The 16,879-nt window shown below is 42.0% G+C and carries 16 protein-coding genes and 1 pseudogene; 4 read left to right on the top strand and 13 right to left on the bottom strand.

Annotation, left to right across the window (positions count from 1 at the left end; all coding sequences use genetic code 11):
• Window positions 1–3: 3 nt before the first annotated feature.
• The 5 genes and pseudogenes from dptF to ACAN55_RS16795 form a co-directional block, all read right to left on the bottom strand.
• A complete protein-coding gene (dptF, locus tag ACAN55_RS16815; RefSeq protein WP_379135208.1) occupies window positions 4–2,280 on the bottom strand; it encodes a DNA phosphorothioation-dependent restriction protein DptF in 2,277 nt (758 codons plus the stop codon).
• A gap of 647 nt (window positions 2,281–2,927) precedes the next feature.
• The gene (locus ACAN55_RS16810) at window positions 2,928–4,055 is read right to left on the bottom strand and encodes a DGQHR domain-containing protein (RefSeq protein WP_379135206.1); all 1,128 of its coding nucleotides are present in this window, start codon (window positions 4,053–4,055) and stop codon (window positions 2,928–2,930) included.
• Window positions 4,030–4,548 (bottom strand): hypothetical protein, encoded by a 519-nt coding sequence (locus tag ACAN55_RS16805; protein WP_379135203.1) that lies wholly within the window; start codon window positions 4,546–4,548, stop codon window positions 4,030–4,032. Before ACAN55_RS16805 ends, ACAN55_RS16810 begins: the two co-directional genes overlap by 26 nt.
• Before the next feature lie 545 nt (window positions 4,549–5,093).
• Window positions 5,094–7,205: a putative bifunctional diguanylate cyclase/phosphodiesterase gene (locus ACAN55_RS16800; protein ID WP_379135391.1), complete on the bottom strand. Its 2,112-nt coding sequence runs from the start codon at window positions 7,203–7,205 to the stop codon at window positions 5,094–5,096.
• A gap of 279 nt (window positions 7,206–7,484) precedes the next feature.
• A pseudogene (locus ACAN55_RS16795) lies at window positions 7,485–8,114 on the bottom strand (histidine kinase N-terminal 7TM domain-containing protein); the annotation flags it as partial.
• 197 nt (window positions 8,115–8,311) lie between these two features.
• Between ACAN55_RS16795 and ACAN55_RS16790 the strand changes: the two are divergent.
• Window positions 8,312–8,653, top strand: a complete 342-nt coding sequence (locus tag ACAN55_RS16790) for a DUF1801 domain-containing protein (protein WP_379135201.1) — start codon at window positions 8,312–8,314, stop codon at window positions 8,651–8,653.
• Between the two features lie 22 nt (window positions 8,654–8,675).
• Window positions 8,676–9,659, top strand: a complete 984-nt coding sequence (locus ACAN55_RS16785) for a VanZ family protein (protein WP_379135198.1) — start codon at window positions 8,676–8,678, stop codon at window positions 9,657–9,659.
• A 110-nt stretch (window positions 9,660–9,769) separates the two neighbouring features.
• Here the strand turns inward: ACAN55_RS16785 and ACAN55_RS16780 are convergent, their stop codons facing one another.
• Window positions 9,770–10,621 carry an aldo/keto reductase gene (locus ACAN55_RS16780; protein WP_379135195.1) on the bottom strand — a complete coding sequence of 284 codons (852 nt, stop codon included), beginning with the start codon at window positions 10,619–10,621 and terminating at the stop codon, window positions 9,770–9,772.
• Between the two features lie 171 nt (window positions 10,622–10,792).
• Between ACAN55_RS16780 and ACAN55_RS16775 the strand changes: the two genes are divergently transcribed.
• Complete coding sequence (locus ACAN55_RS16775; RefSeq protein WP_379135192.1) at window positions 10,793–11,260, top strand: MerR family transcriptional regulator; 468 nt, start codon at window positions 10,793–10,795, stop codon at window positions 11,258–11,260.
• Between the two features lie 63 nt (window positions 11,261–11,323).
• Here ACAN55_RS16775 and ACAN55_RS16770 read toward each other — a convergent pair whose 3' ends face one another.
• The 6 genes from ACAN55_RS16770 to ACAN55_RS16745 all read right to left on the bottom strand — a co-directional run bounded on the left by ACAN55_RS16770 (window position 11,324) and on the right by ACAN55_RS16745 (window position 15,195).
• Window positions 11,324–11,839, bottom strand: coding sequence for a PadR family transcriptional regulator (locus tag ACAN55_RS16770; RefSeq protein ID WP_379135190.1), 516 nt, complete (start codon window positions 11,837–11,839; stop codon window positions 11,324–11,326).
• A 9-nt stretch (window positions 11,840–11,848) separates the two neighbouring features.
• On the bottom strand, window positions 11,849–12,685 hold the full coding sequence (locus ACAN55_RS16765; protein ID WP_379135389.1) for a sialate O-acetylesterase: 837 nt from the start codon (window positions 12,683–12,685) through the stop codon (window positions 11,849–11,851).
• 175 nt (window positions 12,686–12,860) lie between these two features.
• Complete coding sequence (locus tag ACAN55_RS16760; protein WP_379135187.1) at window positions 12,861–13,259, bottom strand: nucleoside triphosphate pyrophosphohydrolase family protein; 399 nt, start codon at window positions 13,257–13,259, stop codon at window positions 12,861–12,863.
• Between the two features lie 90 nt (window positions 13,260–13,349).
• Entirely contained in the window at window positions 13,350–13,691 is a 342-nt protein-coding gene (locus ACAN55_RS16755; RefSeq protein ID WP_379135185.1) for a nuclear transport factor 2 family protein, read from the bottom strand.
• Window positions 13,692–13,834: 143 nt separating this feature from the next.
• On the bottom strand, window positions 13,835–14,659 hold the full coding sequence (locus tag ACAN55_RS16750; protein ID WP_379135182.1) for an oxidoreductase: 825 nt from the start codon (window positions 14,657–14,659) through the stop codon (window positions 13,835–13,837).
• 32 nt (window positions 14,660–14,691) lie between these two features.
• Window positions 14,692–15,195, bottom strand: a complete 504-nt coding sequence (locus tag ACAN55_RS16745) for an SDR family NAD(P)-dependent oxidoreductase (protein WP_379135387.1) — start codon at window positions 15,193–15,195, stop codon at window positions 14,692–14,694.
• Window positions 15,196–15,472: 277 nt separating this feature from the next.
• Here ACAN55_RS16745 and ACAN55_RS16740 point away from each other — a divergent pair, with 277 nt between their 5' ends.
• Window positions 15,473–16,351, top strand: coding sequence for an AraC family transcriptional regulator (locus ACAN55_RS16740; protein WP_379135180.1), 879 nt, complete (start codon window positions 15,473–15,475; stop codon window positions 16,349–16,351).
• Window positions 16,352–16,544: 193 nt separating this feature from the next.
• On the opposite strand, the gene ACAN55_RS16735 is transcribed toward ACAN55_RS16740, so the two are convergent.
• Window positions 16,545–16,879 (bottom strand): S-layer homology domain-containing protein (locus ACAN55_RS16735; protein ID WP_379135177.1); only part of this gene is annotated, 335 nt, incomplete at its 5' end.

The raw sequence follows: 16,879 nt of genomic DNA, 5'->3' as shown, positions 1-16,879 counted from the left end.
CCATCACTCCTTTTCAAAGACAAAAGCAGAAAAGTCATCTTTGTAAAATTTGTATATTCGAGAATCTTGAGGGTAATGCACAAGTAACTCTTTATTTTTATCCCCGTAATTCATTAGTTTCTCAACAAACTCTACAAACTTAATAGCGTCTTCTTCATCCTTTTTGTTCGGACAGTATCCACTCAACACTTTCTGCAATAATTCATAAAGTGCATAATCAATTTCTAAGTTTACCAACTGGTTCTTACAACGATATGCTACAGATAAAGATGCTTTAAAGGTTTCGAGTTTTTCTTTAATCAATGTTTGAATATGAGAAATATCAGGATTAAGGTTTAATTTTTGCGCAATCCGAATAGATTCTGTTTGTTTGCTGATATAAACATAATCCTTAGCAGGGGAGTTTTTCCACTTAAGAATAACTTCTTTAACCTCTTCGTAGAGCATCCTAATTCCTTTTCGGTCACCTACATTTAAAGCATATAGACTCTCTATATACTTATAATAAATTACTGGTTTTGTCTTAGTTGAGAATTCCTCATTTGTCAGAAAAGCCAATCGTAATATGAACTCTGAAAAAAGGGCAAACGAAGAATGCGTAAACCTTTCTTCTTCTGTATTTTTGTAAAAATTCAGCCATTTCCTGGCTGTAACATCCAATATATAAATGTCCGTAATATTAGACCAATCACTCAAGGTATTCAATTCAATGATTAGTTTGTCTGTATCTGAACTTCTTGTATGCATAGGATCAAGATCGTAAATAGCTTTCAGAATAAATGATCGTTCGCGGCGTTTAAACAACAATGAAGGGACAGCTTGCTCCATTCTTTGAAAGGTATCCATAAAATCATATGAAGTTTGAAAATCAGGCACAACCAAATCGGCAATAAAATTAAGAAATGCCCGAGCAGATATCACTAATTTATACTTAATGATTGCTCGAATTACGAGCTGTACAATCTGCTTTTGCACAAAACTATTTTGAAGAAGAAGGTAGTTTTCATGCATCATTGTTTTATAATTCCTCGAAATATCTTCCTTGTATGCAAGATAAAATGGATTTGTCTCTTCAAATGAGAATACCCTTTCCAGCATTGTACTGAAAAAATGAGACTCTACACCCTTTTGAGTCAATTCATAGGGATGATAGTCACTAAAACTAATCAGATCAAATTGCTCTTCACTAAAACAAGCAGTTATTTTTTCAGAGGAGAATAAACCACTGTTTTCAACGAAATTCTCCAGCCTGCCATATGTAAAGTTATTATGTTCGTAAGATATAAAATTATGGAGTATCCCCATATTAATAGCCAAAATAACCTTCTTATCTGATTTTTCAATCCGCTCATCTGAAAAATCTCCCAAGATATCCTGTAAGGTTTCCATAGCATCTTTGGATGGAGAAAAACTTTCCGTAGCATCATTAAAAATCGTGTAACCTTCCAGCAGTTCAGGCTTATTCTCCTTCAAGTAGGCCAATAAATGGGACTTACCATCACCAACACTTCCACATAATAGAATAAGGCTCGCCTGGGAGATGCTTTGTCTCTTGCGAAGACTGTTCTCCAAATCCTTCTGCACTTTCCGTTCAATATGAAGATATTCCTTATATTTGCTGAACGAATTGGAATTTTCAATTGCTTCTCTGGATGAATCTTTCAACCTGCGGAGTTCCCTTAATAAATAACTTTGCCCCTCTGAAAGATCTGAAATTAAAAGACTAGCATTTCTGATTGATTTCACTGACACTGCGAATTTATTGGGTGTTATTTCTTGCTCAATTCGGATCATTTCCATAATTCGTTTGACATTATCTTTAAGATTCTTAATTTCCTCTGAGTTCTCCGATGTTGGTTTGGGATATTCATAAGCAGGAACTGAAGTTTGAACTGTCATATAGGTTTCGTAAAACCATTTCGAAATAAAGTAGATGGTTTTATGTAATTTAATCGCTTCACTTAAGTCTTCAAAGTTAGCCGTATGTGCTGCTTTGTTCCCTGTTAAACGTACAGTATGAAACAGCTTCTGAATTTCGCCAGAAAGAATATTTTTATTACTCAGAAAAACCATCTTGTCATTTAAACTCCAGTTAAACTGGGGTACAATGTTTTCAAATTGAAAGACTTGCTTCAGAATCTCCTCAACAAGAAGTCTTGCCTTTACAATCGAACTCGCCGGGTCTTGGTAAATTAGCTCCTCCATCTTCTGCACAATTGCTGCAATATTCGCATCCCATTGCGTAATAAAAGAGACTAACTCTGATGGTTGTGAAGGCAAAATTAATCATCTCCATGGATTAGTAATGTCCTTAAGATAGGACTATTTATTTAATTATAACAACATACATTATTATCGCCTAGTTTTTCCTCATCTGTGGTAGTTTTCTAAATCCCTGGATAAATATAGTATGCAAGAATTATAAATCAAACCTCAAAAAAACCTTATTCCTTAGTCCTGGAAGTCATAACTTATTGATTTCTATTCTTAAGATTCCTCTTCAGTCTAAGATATTTCTCTTTTTCTAATAATTAATGAACCAAACTTTCAGAATCTTGTAGCCAGTTTCACAATTAGTATAAATAGAATTTTTGGTCTTTTTAGTTTCTATTGTTGTTAAAACTATTGGATAAAAGGTTAACAGTTCGAACTATTTTATCCTATTAAATTCGGTGAACAACAAAAAAGCAGAGAGATCAAATTTAATCCTCTGCATTGCCAAGCTATCATCCATTAAATTTATGCATATATGTTTAAATAATCCAAAGTTATCCTTTAATAAGAAGATAACCATTAAAAAACCGATAATCTTATAACACAACTTAATACTCTAAAAAGACTGATGAGCTGGTGGTAAATTTTGAGATGCTTTAAATTTATTTGATAGTAGCCACTTAGGTCCCTTGTCTATTTCTAAGATCAACTTCCTATCTAATTTCTGATAAAATTTGTTGTGTCAGAATTGTAATTCCTCTTGTGCCAGAAAAGTTCTCTGAAACAAAATCTTCGTCTTTCATACTTATCAGTTCAAGTACTTGATCAAACTCATCAACACTGATGACCTCACCAAGCTTATTTTTAGAAATAATGATTTCTTTTAGTACTCTCATAAAAGATGTAAATCCAATTGTTTTATTTAAGATGTATCTTCGCTCCGTTGTATTCCAGGCTCTCGGCCATCTTTTTGAAATGGACGTAAAATAATTATCAATAATTATTGCAATACTGGCATCTTCTTTACCAATAAACATATTTCGAAATATTAACTCCCTCATCTCCTCTTTAGTGGCGGGGGATATTTTTTTCCCCTTTTTGAGAAGATCCCTATCTCGAAGAGGATCCTTTGAAATATAACTCATAAGTGCTTCAACGAAAGTTGCTTGATTTAGTGTTTGCTCTCCATCTTGTGTGGCCTTTCCTAATATTTTTATTTTCCCATAAAAAGAGCTCTTTTTTTGATAGTTTAACAATTTCGCAATATTGTGAGATGTTTTTTGCGGGCTTCTTGCGCTCGCATAATCAAAAAGGTCATATCCTAATGACTTACTAACCTTTTCCTGTTTTAAATTTATTGTTGTAAACACCATTGCTTGATCCTCAATATCCATGTCAATAAAAATTGTTACATTTGCCTGGAAGTCCCTTCCGTGTCCCTTAAAATTATTTAATCCAGCTATTCTATGCTGTCCATCAATTATTTTTGCGGTGTGTGGTTTGTTTATAATTTCTAATGTTGATGATTCTTTGTGGAATTTAGCATCCTCAGAAGAAATCGACAAGATAATACTTGTAGGGAAAGAAGCGTCCACAGTATTTACATAAGAACCTAATTCTTTAATTCTCGAAGGTGATATTGGACGTTGAATTCCAAGATACCTTTCTATTTCATTTTCAATTTCAATTCTACGAGGGTCAGAATAAGAAATGGCCACTAAATCATCAGCATTTATAACTCCTATGTAAAATAAACCTATTGGTTGCTGCACTTCAATGCATTTTACTAGAACCCGTTCGCTCATAATAATCCTCTCACTTTTTGAATTTATTATATTCATCCTCAAGATTGGTCATTTCTATCGATCTAATTCCCTCTACGTTCGGGTCTTGCTGAATCTTACTTAAAAGCTCTGCAAAAAATGCTATTATAATTGATATCAAAAACAACCAAAGAGATATATTTGCAAGTAACCCCATATCAATCTTTATGTCAGAATCAATGATATTATAACTTAACAGCGCTATTGCGGAATAAAGCAATCCAGAAATTATTAATATTATAATAGAAATTACCGCCATCAACTGAAACCCCGGTCTTTTTGCTTCTTTAATTAGGACATATAATGCTGGTGCTAATAACGCAGCACTGTAAAGAATAAATTCCCCTTTTTCGTAAAAAAGGTACCACCCTTGCCACTTGTTAAAAAAGAATAAGAGCACTATTCCACCCCACGTAGGTATTAAGCTTCCCACTAGGGTATAAAAAAGCCATAAAGATGTGGATTTCCATTGCTCACCAGTAGCAGACTTTATAGTTTTAAAAAAGCCCATAACAATCTCCTTATCTAATTTTTGTCAACTCTTAACACTTTTACTCGCAATATATACATGGCATAATTTCCCTCCAACACTTTATCATTTATCTCATCTTACTTCAACCAATTCATTTGATTCTTGTTTCCATAAACAGTGATAACATATCAGTTTCCTCATCATTTTACATTGATATAACTTGCTGAATTATTCTCGTCCCGGCCATAGATTAATACCACCTCGAGACCATCCATTGTACTGAATAATTCTGCATGCTGTCTTCCAAAATTCGCCCCAGAATCCCACCTTAATCACAGTAAAACCTCCATTATTTTATTTCGGGTGCTGAATGCCATATCTTCTCCGAGTCATACGATGTCACTCTATCTTAGGACCAGTGTTCCTACATGGAAAATAAATTCATATAGAGTAGATGCTGCGGATCGATAGAGATTCCTCGCAGGAGATATAACGGACATTATAGGGAATCGCGCACAAAAAAGCCCCATGCCTTAAGCATAGGACCTGCTCTCACATAAACCATTTCCCCTCTGTTCCTATCCCTACCCCTTCACCCCACCCACAAAAACCCCTTCAATCTCTTCCGCAGGCATAGGCTTATAGAAATAATACCCCTGGATCTCATCACACTTATATTTATGGAAGAACTCAAACTGCGATTCCGTTTCGACCCCTTCGGCGATTACATGAAGCTTCAGGTTCTTAGCCAGTTGAATGATCGTCTTGGCAATCGCTTCATCTTCGTTACCTGCTGAGATGCCGCGTACGAACTGCATGTCAATCTTGATCCGGTCTACCGGCAGTGTCTTTAATCTACTTAACGAAGAATACCCGGATCCGAAATCATCAATGGAAATGGATACTCCCAGCTCCTTCAATTCTTGAAGTGCATGGACAATATAGTCTTCCCCATCCGCTGCAGCACTTTCGGTGATTTCGAGTTCCAGGTATTTCGGTTCCAGACCTGTCTCACGAAGTGTGCGGTCCACGATGCTTAGCAGGTTCCGCTCCTGGAACTGGACAACAGACAGGTTCACTGCCATGCGTACAGGCGGCAGCCCCATCTCCTGCCACGCCTTGTTCTGGCGGCATGCGGTCTCGAGAACCCACCGGCCAATCGGGATGATCAGTCCGGTCTGCTCGGCCAAAGGAATAAAGGTAGCCGGGGAGACCATCCCTAAATCCGGGTTGTTCCAGCGGACCAAAGCTTCAAGACCCACGATTTCCTGTGATTGCACACTCACCTGTGGCTGATAATGGAGAACGAATTCATTTCTTTCCAGCGCCCGGTACAGACTGTTTATCAGCTGCGTTTTTTGCGATAATTCTTCTTTCATGGCTGGTGAGCATAAGGTGTACTGATTCTTCCCCTTTTCTTTCGATCCGTACATCGCCAGATCGGCGTTCTTGATCAATTCCTCAGTCGTTTCACCATCTGCCGGATATACGGATATACCTGCACTGACCGTAATGAAGAATTCCTGGCCTTTGACAATCACAGGCTGAGAAATGGACTCCATGATAGTATCAGCGATCTCCCTTATATCTTCTACCCGCTCGATCCCGGCAAGCTTGATCAGAAATTCATCACCGCCAAAACGCGAAACCGTATCCTGTTGCCGTAAACACCCCGATATCCTGCAGGCAACCTGTTTCAGCATCTCATCTCCACAAAGGTGGCCTATGGTATCATTCACGATTTTGAAAGAATCCAGATCAATAAAAAGAACACCAATGAGATGGTCCGTTCCCTTGGCTGATTGAATCGTCTGTTCCAACTGATTCTTGAACAACGAGTGGTTTGGAAATCCCGTCAACGCGTCATAATACGCCATGTAGCTGATTTCTTTCTCGGCTTCCACTTTCACCAGTGCATCTGACAATAAGTTAGCCAGGATTCTCAGCAGCTCCTGATGATTCGCCCCCACGGTTTTTGACGCCTTGACGGACGCCAGGAACAATTCCCCCAGAATTTTACCCTTATGCCTTACCGTAATGGAGATCAGCGATTTCATCTTATGGGCGATAAATATTTCTCTTTCTGCCCGGGCTTCCGGTGGCAGCATGTCAACATCCGTTGTATTTACCAGGTCTGAGCTTAGAATCTTGCTCATCCACCAAGGGAAAGCCTCTTCTGTTAACTTGGGGATATGGTCAGCTACAGATTCAACGCCTTCATTGCACCATTCATATACTTTTTGATGTTCAGTTAAACGGATGAAGAGTGTGCGATCCACCTGAAAATGCTCTCCGCTCAGCTCCAACAGCTCATGGATTTTCTCATCCAGGTCTGCTTCTGTAACCTTGACAAAGTCACCGGAAATCCGAGAAACCATCTTCTGAAACCGGATTTGAGATTCATTCTCCTCCAGACGCTGGATGTATACCCGGTTGACGAAATAGGCCAGCCACAGGGTGATGCTAAAGATTCCAATCCTCCCAAGATGATCCGAACCATCCACCTGAAGGATGATTTTCGGTATTCTCATCCAAACATAGATTTGCACAGCCAGAATAGAAATCCCTATCCAGAAGATCATCATCCGCTTGTTAAACAGTACGGACAGCATCACTACGATGATAGGCGCCGCCCATACGGTAATACTTGCCGAATCAATAAAGTTAACCGCAATCAGAAGGATGGATACTAACATAATCAGAATAAAAATGTATTCTTTGAAATCCACCTTAATCGGCAGAAATTTAATAAACGGCATTATAATTCCTATGGCAAAAAAGTAAAAACTGAATAATAAAATCGTGTTGAAATCGGGAGGCATCTGATTAAAGAAATACTGTGACGCGAAATTCAGCATTCCGCCAAGGATATATACGAAGGACATGATTTTAATGAATCTGTCCATATTGACTTCGCTCAATATTTTTCCCGGTTCAGCCCGATCCGTTCTCCCCTGACCCATTAGGCCATACCGTTTGATCGCATAACAAATGGCTGTAGTGGGCAAAAGTACAAAAACCAGCGCCAACTGAGGTACTCTAAAGGACGTATAAGCATTCATGATTACATCGGTAAGCGTGCCGAATAGCAAAGTTACGAGATAGGAGGACAGAAACAGATAGGCCTGCTTCTTCTTGACCTCATCCTTCGTCTTTCTCCCCCAGTTCCAAAGCAGTAACAAACCCACAGTGGTAAATAAAACATAATACCCATTGAAATAGATATCTCCCCAGCTATTCGCCGAAACGTTTACCCAGCCCAATGCGGAATTCATCAGCTTGTACTGTTCTCTTGCTGAACCGCTAAGTCCAAAAGCATAAACGTTTATTGCCGCCGGAAGGTATAATAGTGCATATATCCATGGGTTTCTCAGGATTTTATTTCTCTCTGTCAGAAGGAGATAAAAATGCAGCAGAAAGCTATATACAGTTCCCCAACCGAGAGCAGCCAATCTGCGCCACAATAAAGCGATTTCATAATTCTGCGCGGAGTTGGCTATGGAGAAACAGAATGCCCATATCGAAAGTGAGAGACATGCGGCGAAATAAAGCCGGTTTAGCTTGCTTTTTGTGTTGATGGATATAATATATATCCCGAAAATAAATAGACGGCAAACGCTATAAAAAAACTAAAGAAAAAATATATGCTGGCGACATTCCTGGCCCCTCCACTTTTCCCGTATACTATGTATGTCAGCGAGAAACCTGATTTCTTTATGACTTATTTCGGCAGAAAGATGGGTCTATATTAATATATAGCCCTGTCGCGGAATAAGAGATGATTACGGGAGGAGAAGTTCAAATGAGCCAAGAGGTTAACGAGTTTATCGAGAAGGTCAAAGAGCCGTGGCAAGCCAGTCTATGCCATGAATTACGCCAAGCCGTCCACAGTGCAATTCCCGATGTTCAGGAGCGTATTCAATACAAGAAGCCGCATTTCCTGAAGAATAAAAAATATGCAGCTGTGATCTCAACTTCTAAGGATGCTGTCAGCTTCACAATCTTCAACACGGCCGGGCTGGAGCTTCCCGAAGACTTGTTCGACGGCCCTCCGGAACGGAAGACGATCAAGTTCCGCAAGGATGAGCCTGTCGATGCCGAAATGCTGACCGATTGGGTGAAACAAGCCTCCCAGACCCTCTAAACAACACAGAAAGGGTGTGCCCATGTATCAGGGAAGGTCAAGAAGAATCATTCTTTTAGGATTGGCCATATATACGGTTTTAACTTTTTACTTCTTATTTGTCGGGTTTCACAGAGCTTCCTCAGTTCAAGAACAGGGCCTGCGGTATAGCTTCAACCCTGAAGGGATTCCGTTACACTTTCCAGCGGGGAGAGATTTTGGAATCTGGTTGTTCGAGCTGGGGAATTATGCAGCGTTCATCCCTTTTGGAATCATCATCCCCCTTCTGTACCGTTGCAGCTTTATCCGGTTTATCTGCTGGTTTCTGGTGAGTATTACAGTGATCGAGATCATTCAGATGATATCCCGTTTGGGCGCATTCGATATCGATGATATCCTCATTAATACCATTGGCGCTGCTGTCGGATACGGGGCACAGCGAATGGTAACGCGCCAGCGTGAATCTGTGAAGGGGATGCTTCGTATCGCCCTGCTTGCAGCTGGAATGTCCATTGGCTTCATTGCAGCCGTTGGCGGCATCAACCACTATCTGGAGCAAGGCGGCGGAGATATCGTTGTCCTAAATGAACTCCCTCTTAAAGAGGGCTCCGTACTGTGGGATAACAACCTTACCGGGTTTACAGCAGCCGAAACTAAGGTTCAGCCTCAAATCAATCTGTACAGCCGGAAGAACACTGGGACCCATTCCTTTTCATATGATCTACAGGGTAACTATGCCAAAATGACTGGTTATGCCGCTATACCAGCAGATGCTGACAACGTTCCAGTCAACGGGAGAAGCGAAATCACCTTTGTTGCGGATGGAGAAGAGATCTATTCATTAAGCTTAGAAGGGGAGCAACCGCCGGAATCCTTTGAGCTTCCTCTGCGGGGTGTGAATGAACTTAATATTACGTTAAATGGCGATCACCTAAATCCGGCGGCAACGATCGTGATGTGGGACGTTACCCTTACAGAGGTAAATACGGGACAGAGGATCATTAACAGCATCCGTTCGATATTCTAAGTTATTGCACCCGAGATTTGGATTTGAACTGCGCAAGCACAGAACAGAAGACACCAGGAGCTTCCTGGTGTCTTCTGTTTGTTGTTCAGAGAGCTCTAAGTAGCTCAAGGTTACAGATCAACTCTCAAGGTGCCCAGCATCTTGGCGAATTTCGGATCGTGATACGATAAGAAGAGAGTTCCCCGGGTATCGAGGGCGGAGATCTGCTTCATATCGTCCGCGCTCAGCTCGAAATCGAAGATGTCGAAGTTCTCGACAATTCGCTCTTTGCGCACCGATTTGGGAATTGCGACGATTCCACGCTGAATCAGCCAGCGCAGTACGACCTGGGCGACGGACTTGTTATGTTGTTCCGCAATTAAGGTCAGCACTTCGTTGCCGAACATGTTGTTCAGTCCCTCCGCGAACGGCGCCCAAGACTGGTGCTGGACTCCCTGCTCTTGCATGAAAGCGGCGCTTTCGATCTGCTGATAGAACGGATGTGTTTCAACCTGGTTGACGGCGGGCACGATGTCGTTATGCACGATGAGATCCATCAGACGGTCGGGCAGGAAGTTGCTGACTCCGATCGCCCTGATTTGGCCTTCCCGGTACAGGTCTTCCATCGCACGCCAAGCGCCGTAGTAATCGCCGAACGGCTGGTGAATCAGGTACAGATCGAGATAGTCGAGCTGCAGCTTCTTCAAGGATTTGGCGAACGCCAGCTTGGCACTCTCGTAGCCGGCATCCTGAATCCAAAGCTTGGTCGTGATGAACAGCTCCTCCCGCGGCACGCCGCTGCGCTTGATTGCACGTCCGACCGCTTCCTCATTCTGATAACCGGCGGCGGTATCGATCAGGCGGTAACCGGCCATCAACGCTTCATATACCGCATTCTCGCATTCTTCGGCATCGGGTATTTGGTAGACACCGAAGCCGAGGATGGGCATTTCTACACCGTTATTCAATGTTACATTATGCATGATAATTCCTCCCAGGTTTTAAATGTATAAGTGCAATCGGCTGCAAATCCTAGGAATCGGACACCGCAGGGGGGATACCGCTTACAGCCGTTTTGCTTTAAAATAAGCTTACGACCTTCGTGTTACACGAAGTCAAGCGGTCTTATGAATTTTGTCCAAGGAGGATTACACATGCATACGGTCAAAGAAGCTGCTCAGATCACGGGACTCACCGAGCACGCAGTACGCTTTTACACGGATAAGGGGCTTGTACCAAGCATACAGCGTAATCCAAATAACATTCGGATGTTCGACGAGGAATCGGTCAACTGGCTGCATGGGATTAAATGCCTCAAACAATCCGGGATGCCGATTGAAGCTATAAAAATCTATGTGGATCTCTGCCTCGAGGGAGATTCGACCCTACAACAACGCTCCGCACTCATGATGGAGCATAAGGAAGCCGCGCTTGCGAGGCTCGAAGAAGCCAAACGGCACGTTGCCCATTTGGAAGAGAAAACGGCCCTCTATCAAGCCATTCTGGAGCATCGCTCCCTGGACACGACCAATCCGGCCAACTGGGATCGAATTCAGCATATGCATAGTGACGTGTTTTATTCGCCCGCTGCCGGAAAGGAACGGCAAGTAACCAGAGCGTGAACCCATCCGTGTGAATACACAAAAGAAGACACTCGGAACCTTCCCGGTGTCTTCTTTGTCATTTCAGCTGAGATTCTCTTGTAACAATCCTTCAAACCATTGAACATTCACTAGATGATGAGCACGCGAATTTTCCATCATTTTTCTAAAATGAGTCGAAATCGACGGATCATGCTCAATGGAATGTTCTAATAAAGTGATCTTCTGTTTGCTTTGTTCGATTTGGATTTCGATTAATTGGGTCAGCTCTTCGCGGTTATATTCATCAGCAAATAGCAGGGCTGCATAAAAAGATAAATTGATATAATCTGTCTTGGCGCCAACCTTAACCATCAATTGTTGGAATTCTCTTTCCCCTGCTTCAGTGATGACATAATTATTCGTCTCTCTGGAGCCCTTGGATGGATCCACTTTTACAATACATTGCTTGTCTTCCAGCTGCTGAAGATTGTAATAGAATGATCCTTTGGTGAAATTCACTATATATTTATAGTGCTTCTCCTCCATTAAGGCCAATAATTCGTATCCGTGAGAACCCGGGTTCTGTTTTAATAAACCTAAAATTAGTAAGGGTATCAACCCAACACCTCATTTTCTAAGCTCAGCTTCGAATTCATCATAGGATATCTTGCCTAACGCTAAATCCAGACTGTGCATATAGATCTTCTCTGTCCGGGTATGTGTTCTGGCATGAATCAGACGGATCAACTCATCCTCGTTATTTAATGGCTGCATTACATGTTGCTTACTGGAAAAAGCTTCATAATACCGCAGGCCAAATTTCCTTTGCGAAATGGCATCCATATGAATCCCGTCCGGATTGGACGTTAAACCTGTAGCTGTGACAAAGGTACAATGGTCTTGTTCCATAGCGAATTTCTGTAATTCCTGATTAACCAGATGATATTCTGTGCAGTGTTTGCCAAACCCGCTTTTGCCTAGGAAATCCCCTAAACCGCCAATTATAAAAGGAAGATCCGGAGCATTTAGCTCCTTACGAAACCCCTCCACAATGAGAAGTAACTTCTCATAATAGACTTTGTAATTACCGTTGGTACTATCACTTTCTCCCTGATGCCAGAGAATTCCGGTTAACTCACTATTCTCCATAGCATACTTAGCCTCAGTTATAGCGTGTCTAAAAAGGGGCTGATCTACCGCCCATTCATCCAGGGAACTTCCGCCCTCCGCACAAGGAATTAAGCCAATACGATCCTCTAGATTCTCTCGGCACCAGGCCTCAGCAAATGAAGCTGCCAGACTGATTCCCGAAACCGGACGGTCCACATTGATAGGCTCCGCCATCATCTGCCATCTGCCATTACGCAGCATTTGAATTCTTTCATTATAAATCGGGGTTACTTCATGTATAAACCCTCGTCCCGCCATATTCGACTGTCCAACCATTAGAAACGATTTAACCATTCTGTTCATTCCTTCTTTGATTTATATTTCAGACTCTATTTCAGCGCTGATGTTAAGTTAGTCTAATTAGACTAACGATACGTAGACTATTATAGTCTAATTAGACTAAATGTCAATTGTGGCTTCACTGGGTTTATCCCGATAAAAATAGAGTGATTCGAATGAAATCTATTCATCAGCCTCGCAACTGTCCCTCAAGTGCAGACAAAAACTCATTCAACGATTCGCTGATATCTATATCCATACGCTCGGACAGAACAATCAGCCACCAGATACATTCGCTAAGTTTATGCTTCAATTCAGATCCTGTATCGCCGGCTTTCGGCCAACGTTCCTGTTGTGACATCGTCAATCGGCCAACCAATCCGGCATCTGTCAGAAAAGCAAGAGCATCTTCTTCTACACTCCACTCTTTCCCATGGTGCTGCCGTTCCAATTTATGATAACGTTCTCTAATTTGAATGGAACGTACAATAATCTCACTAAAGTTCATATCTTCCATAATTCCCTCATCTCTCTGACAATTTTGATTTAGATCGTTATAACCCATTACACCCTTAGTGCTGAATGCCATTTTAACTTTTTAATTTACCTTCACATTCCCCCCTGTTCTACGCATGAAACCCGCAGGAATTAGGACTCTTTCATCCTCTGTAAGTTCATATTATTCCAAGTCCGCAACTAATTTAATGATTTTTCCATCTTCAAGCCAAAATTGATAAAACCCCATAATTTCATTCCCCGGAAAGCTGCCTTTAAATAATACACGCATGTCTACAACATTTTCTTTTACTTTATACTCTATAATTTCCGTATGCGTTTGATAGTTTATGAAATAGTCGAGAAAATAATTTTGTATTTCTACTTTGCCCTTCAAGTCTTGACCGATAGACTTCTCTTCAATCATGGCAGAATCTGAAAAAGCGCTGAGATACATGTCCATGTCATACTTATTGGAGCCTTCGATATAGGTAGATATACTTACTGGCAGTGTTTGTTTATTCATTAAATCCGCTCCTTTCCTTTGTTTATAAATTGTAGCATCTGTAACATGACTACATTCTGTCATATTGCAAATTCGAAAACGTCAAATAGCCTACACCTTGACCTTAAGATGGAGGCTATTTGAAAAACGCCTTTCCCAAAAAATTATTTCATCATTCTCTTCATTTGACCTTCTATCACTTTGTCAAATAGTTTGTATGGAAGTCTTCTGGCAGCTAATACAATCATGGCTTCCTTCATACTGGGCTGATATCTTGTTTTCGGATTCTTATCCTTAATGGATTTGACGATAAGATTAGCAATTTTATCAGGGGAAGTAGCGTAATTATTAGAACTCATCGCTGCAAATCCTTCCACTAATTTTCGATAGACAGAATTGTCAGGTGTAGATTTCTTCATCGCTTCATTTGCCACCTCTTGCCAACCTGTATCCGTGCCCCCCGGCTCAATAATAATTACATCAATGCCAAATGGTTTTAGCTCATTCCTTAGAGTATCGCTCAAAGCTTCAAGTGCGTGTTTGGAGGCATAATACCAACCTCCAAGTGGAGAATAAATTTGTCCTCCAACCGATGAAATATTTATGATTTTACCGGACTTTTGTTTGCGCATAATCGGCGCAATCAATTGAGTTAAGTTCATTGCACCAAAGACGTTAACGTCAAACTGATTTCTGGCTTCCTGTAAGGGTACATCTTCTAACGCTCCAAGAGACCCATATCCTGCGGAGTTTACAAGAACATCTATAGTGGATGATGTGGAACGAACAAAATCTACAAAGTCTTGATTTGACTTTTCATCTGTGACATCCAGCTTCAAAACTTTAATACCGGTTTTCTCCAGATCTTTCATTTGCTCAACTCTTCTTGATCCGGCAAACACGGTGTAGCCTTCTTTGTTTAATTGAATCGCAGTTGCTTTACCGATCCCCGATGAAGCTCCTGTTACAATCGCTACCTTCTTATTCATTGTATAATCCCCTTAACCAGACTTGATCTGAATCACTCATATTCTGTCGAGATCGTGACTGCATGCCAGCGTTCAGCATCGGCCGCGCGCTGTTTCTCAGCCTGTTCAGCACCTTGTGCAGCCTCTTTGCCAAGCACCAGATGTGCAGGCAGTTCATCCGCGTAAGCCAACTGAAGGACAACCTCTGCCACCTTGACCGGATCGCCCTTCTCGTGGCCCCGCAGGCCATCCATCATTTGGAGCAGCTTACCTACCGATGGTTCGTAGTCTGGAAGCAATGGAGTACGGTTATTGGACGCTCGATTAACCCAGTTCGTTCGCATGCCCCCAGGCTCAAGTGCGCTGATTTTCACACCGAAAGGAGCTGTTTCCATCGCCAGTGCTTCCGTGAAACCGCCAATCGCCCATTTTGCTGCATGGTAAGCCGTACTTCCCGGAGTTGCGAGCCTTCCACCGACCGATGAAATTTGAAGGATATGCCCGCTACGTTGCTTGCGCATTATAGGCAATGCAGCGCGCATCAGATTAACCACCACTTTTGACAAGTAATCCACTCCCTAATTTGAGTTTATGTGATTTAGCAGGCCTTTAACTGGTGGCCTTGTATCTTTTATTGTAATGAGAATATAATTGGGGAGATAGTCGGATCGTGCTTCATTCTTGCCTAAAACTCCGATGAATTAGATATAGTTACCCAGTCAGAAGGCTGCTGTGTTACGCCAGCTTATAGAGAGGAAAATGCTTATGCCACATCCTGCCAAGGAACTTTCAGTTGTTTTACAGCGGTTGTTACACCTTTGTAATGCATATTCCTTGTCCCGCGGAATCTGTGAGACCGGCATTTCGTTTGTGTCTCTGCTGAAGGCAGATCGGCCGACTACGCTTCAATACGGCTTCTTCACGCCAGGGATATGTGTAGTTCTTCAAGGCAACAAAACACTGATTGTCCGCAATAATACTTACAACTATGGAGCTGGAGATTATATCGCATCCAACCTCGATATGCCGATCAAAGGCCAGGTATCTCAAGCAAGTCAGGAAGCGCCTTACATAGCGATCCGGATTGCCTTTACAACTGACGAAATTGCTTCTGTTGTTCTGGATGCCAAGCTCAAAGGTTTTGGCGAGAATCAACTGACAGAAGGCGCGTTTATTGGAAAGACTGGGGTTGAAGTGCTGCATATGCTTGAGCGGCTGCTGCAACTGGCTACAGACAGTGAGGCGGCTGCTTTTCTCGCAACCGGCCTTAAGCGTGAGTTGATTTACCGCCTGCTGACCGATGAGGGTGGCGCGCGCTTCTACAACAACATGCTATTACATCATGACGCAGCAGGCATCAGCAAGGCTATCCATTATGTCAAAACAAACTATGTACGTACCCTTACCATAGAAGAGATTGCCCAAGTAGGCGGCATGAGCCCTTCCACCTTGCATCATAAATTCAAAGCTGTCACTACGCTGAGCCCAATCCAGTATCAGAAGCAACTCCGGCTCCAGGAAGCGCGGAGAATTTTGCTTGCCGACGATATTGATGTCACTTCAGCCGCGTTCGAGGTAGGATACGAAAGTCTGACGCAGTTCAACCGCGAATACAAACGCTTCTTCGGCTTACCACCGCTTAAGGACATACGTGCAATCCGTGTCCATGCCAATGTAAGCTCACCTGAACCTTCTTATGACAAGATATTGTAGCAGTAAACGGCTATTGGCCGATAGGCTGACATAGCAAGCATTACGACTACCGACCAAACCACTATCCAAAAGTTCGAAAATCTGATCCCGAAGTAGTTAAACTAAGCTAATTTCCTTCTTCAACTCAGTGAACCAAACACAGGCCCCTGCATTCACTCTGCAGAGGCCTGTGTTTCTTTTCTGATATATCGTATTAAATAAGGTTGGATTTCTGGAGTAATCTTCTTACAATTACCGCCACCTCGGCTCTGGTTATTCTATCTTTAGGTGCCAGTTTAAAATCACTCATTCCGGAAACAATTCCTGCTTTTATACAAGCAGCCATACTTTCTTTTGACCATGTAGAAGATTGTTGTGCATCCCCAAACGCTGCCAGGAGTGCTTCGGCCTCGTTTGCCTTAACCTCTACATGAAGGCCCGTGATTGTCATAGCCTTATTGATTATGGTCATTGCCTGCTCCCGGGTTATCTTATCCATGGGACCGAATGTGCCGTTGCCATAGCCTGATATTATGCCATACTCATACG

Origin of the sequence: Paenibacillus oryziterrae, assembly GCF_042610485.1 — a bacterium.
GTDB lineage: Bacteria > Bacillota > Bacilli > Paenibacillales > Paenibacillaceae > Paenibacillus_AQ.
This window is presented reverse-complemented; position numbering and strand designations above follow the sequence as displayed.

Coding starts and splice junctions, on each gene's coding strand:
- ACAN55_RS16750 (WP_379135182.1), bottom strand. CDS start 14,659: ATGAATAAGAAGGTAGCGATTGTAACAGGAGCTTCATCGGGGATCGGT.
- ACAN55_RS16755 (WP_379135185.1), bottom strand. CDS start 13,691: ATGAATAAACAAACACTGCCAGTAAGTATATCTACCTATATCGAAGGC.
- ACAN55_RS16810 (WP_379135206.1), bottom strand. CDS start 4,055: ATGAATATAATAAATTCAAAAAGTGAGAGGATTATTATGAGCGAACGG.
- ACAN55_RS16775 (WP_379135192.1), top strand. CDS start 10,793: ATGCATACGGTCAAAGAAGCTGCTCAGATCACGGGACTCACCGAGCAC.
- ACAN55_RS16805 (WP_379135203.1), bottom strand. CDS start 4,548: ATGGGCTTTTTTAAAACTATAAAGTCTGCTACTGGTGAGCAATGGAAA.
- ACAN55_RS16760 (WP_379135187.1), bottom strand. CDS start 13,259: ATGGCATTCAGCACTAAGGGTGTAATGGGTTATAACGATCTAAATCAA.
- ACAN55_RS16800 (WP_379135391.1), bottom strand. CDS start 7,205: ATGTTAGTATCCATCCTTCTGATTGCGGTTAACTTTATTGATTCGGCA.
- ACAN55_RS16785 (WP_379135198.1), top strand. CDS start 8,676: ATGTATCAGGGAAGGTCAAGAAGAATCATTCTTTTAGGATTGGCCATA.
- ACAN55_RS16780 (WP_379135195.1), bottom strand. CDS start 10,621: ATGCATAATGTAACATTGAATAACGGTGTAGAAATGCCCATCCTCGGC.
- ACAN55_RS16765 (WP_379135389.1), bottom strand. CDS start 12,685: ATGGTTAAATCGTTTCTAATGGTTGGACAGTCGAATATGGCGGGACGA.
- ACAN55_RS16790 (WP_379135201.1), top strand. CDS start 8,312: ATGAGCCAAGAGGTTAACGAGTTTATCGAGAAGGTCAAAGAGCCGTGG.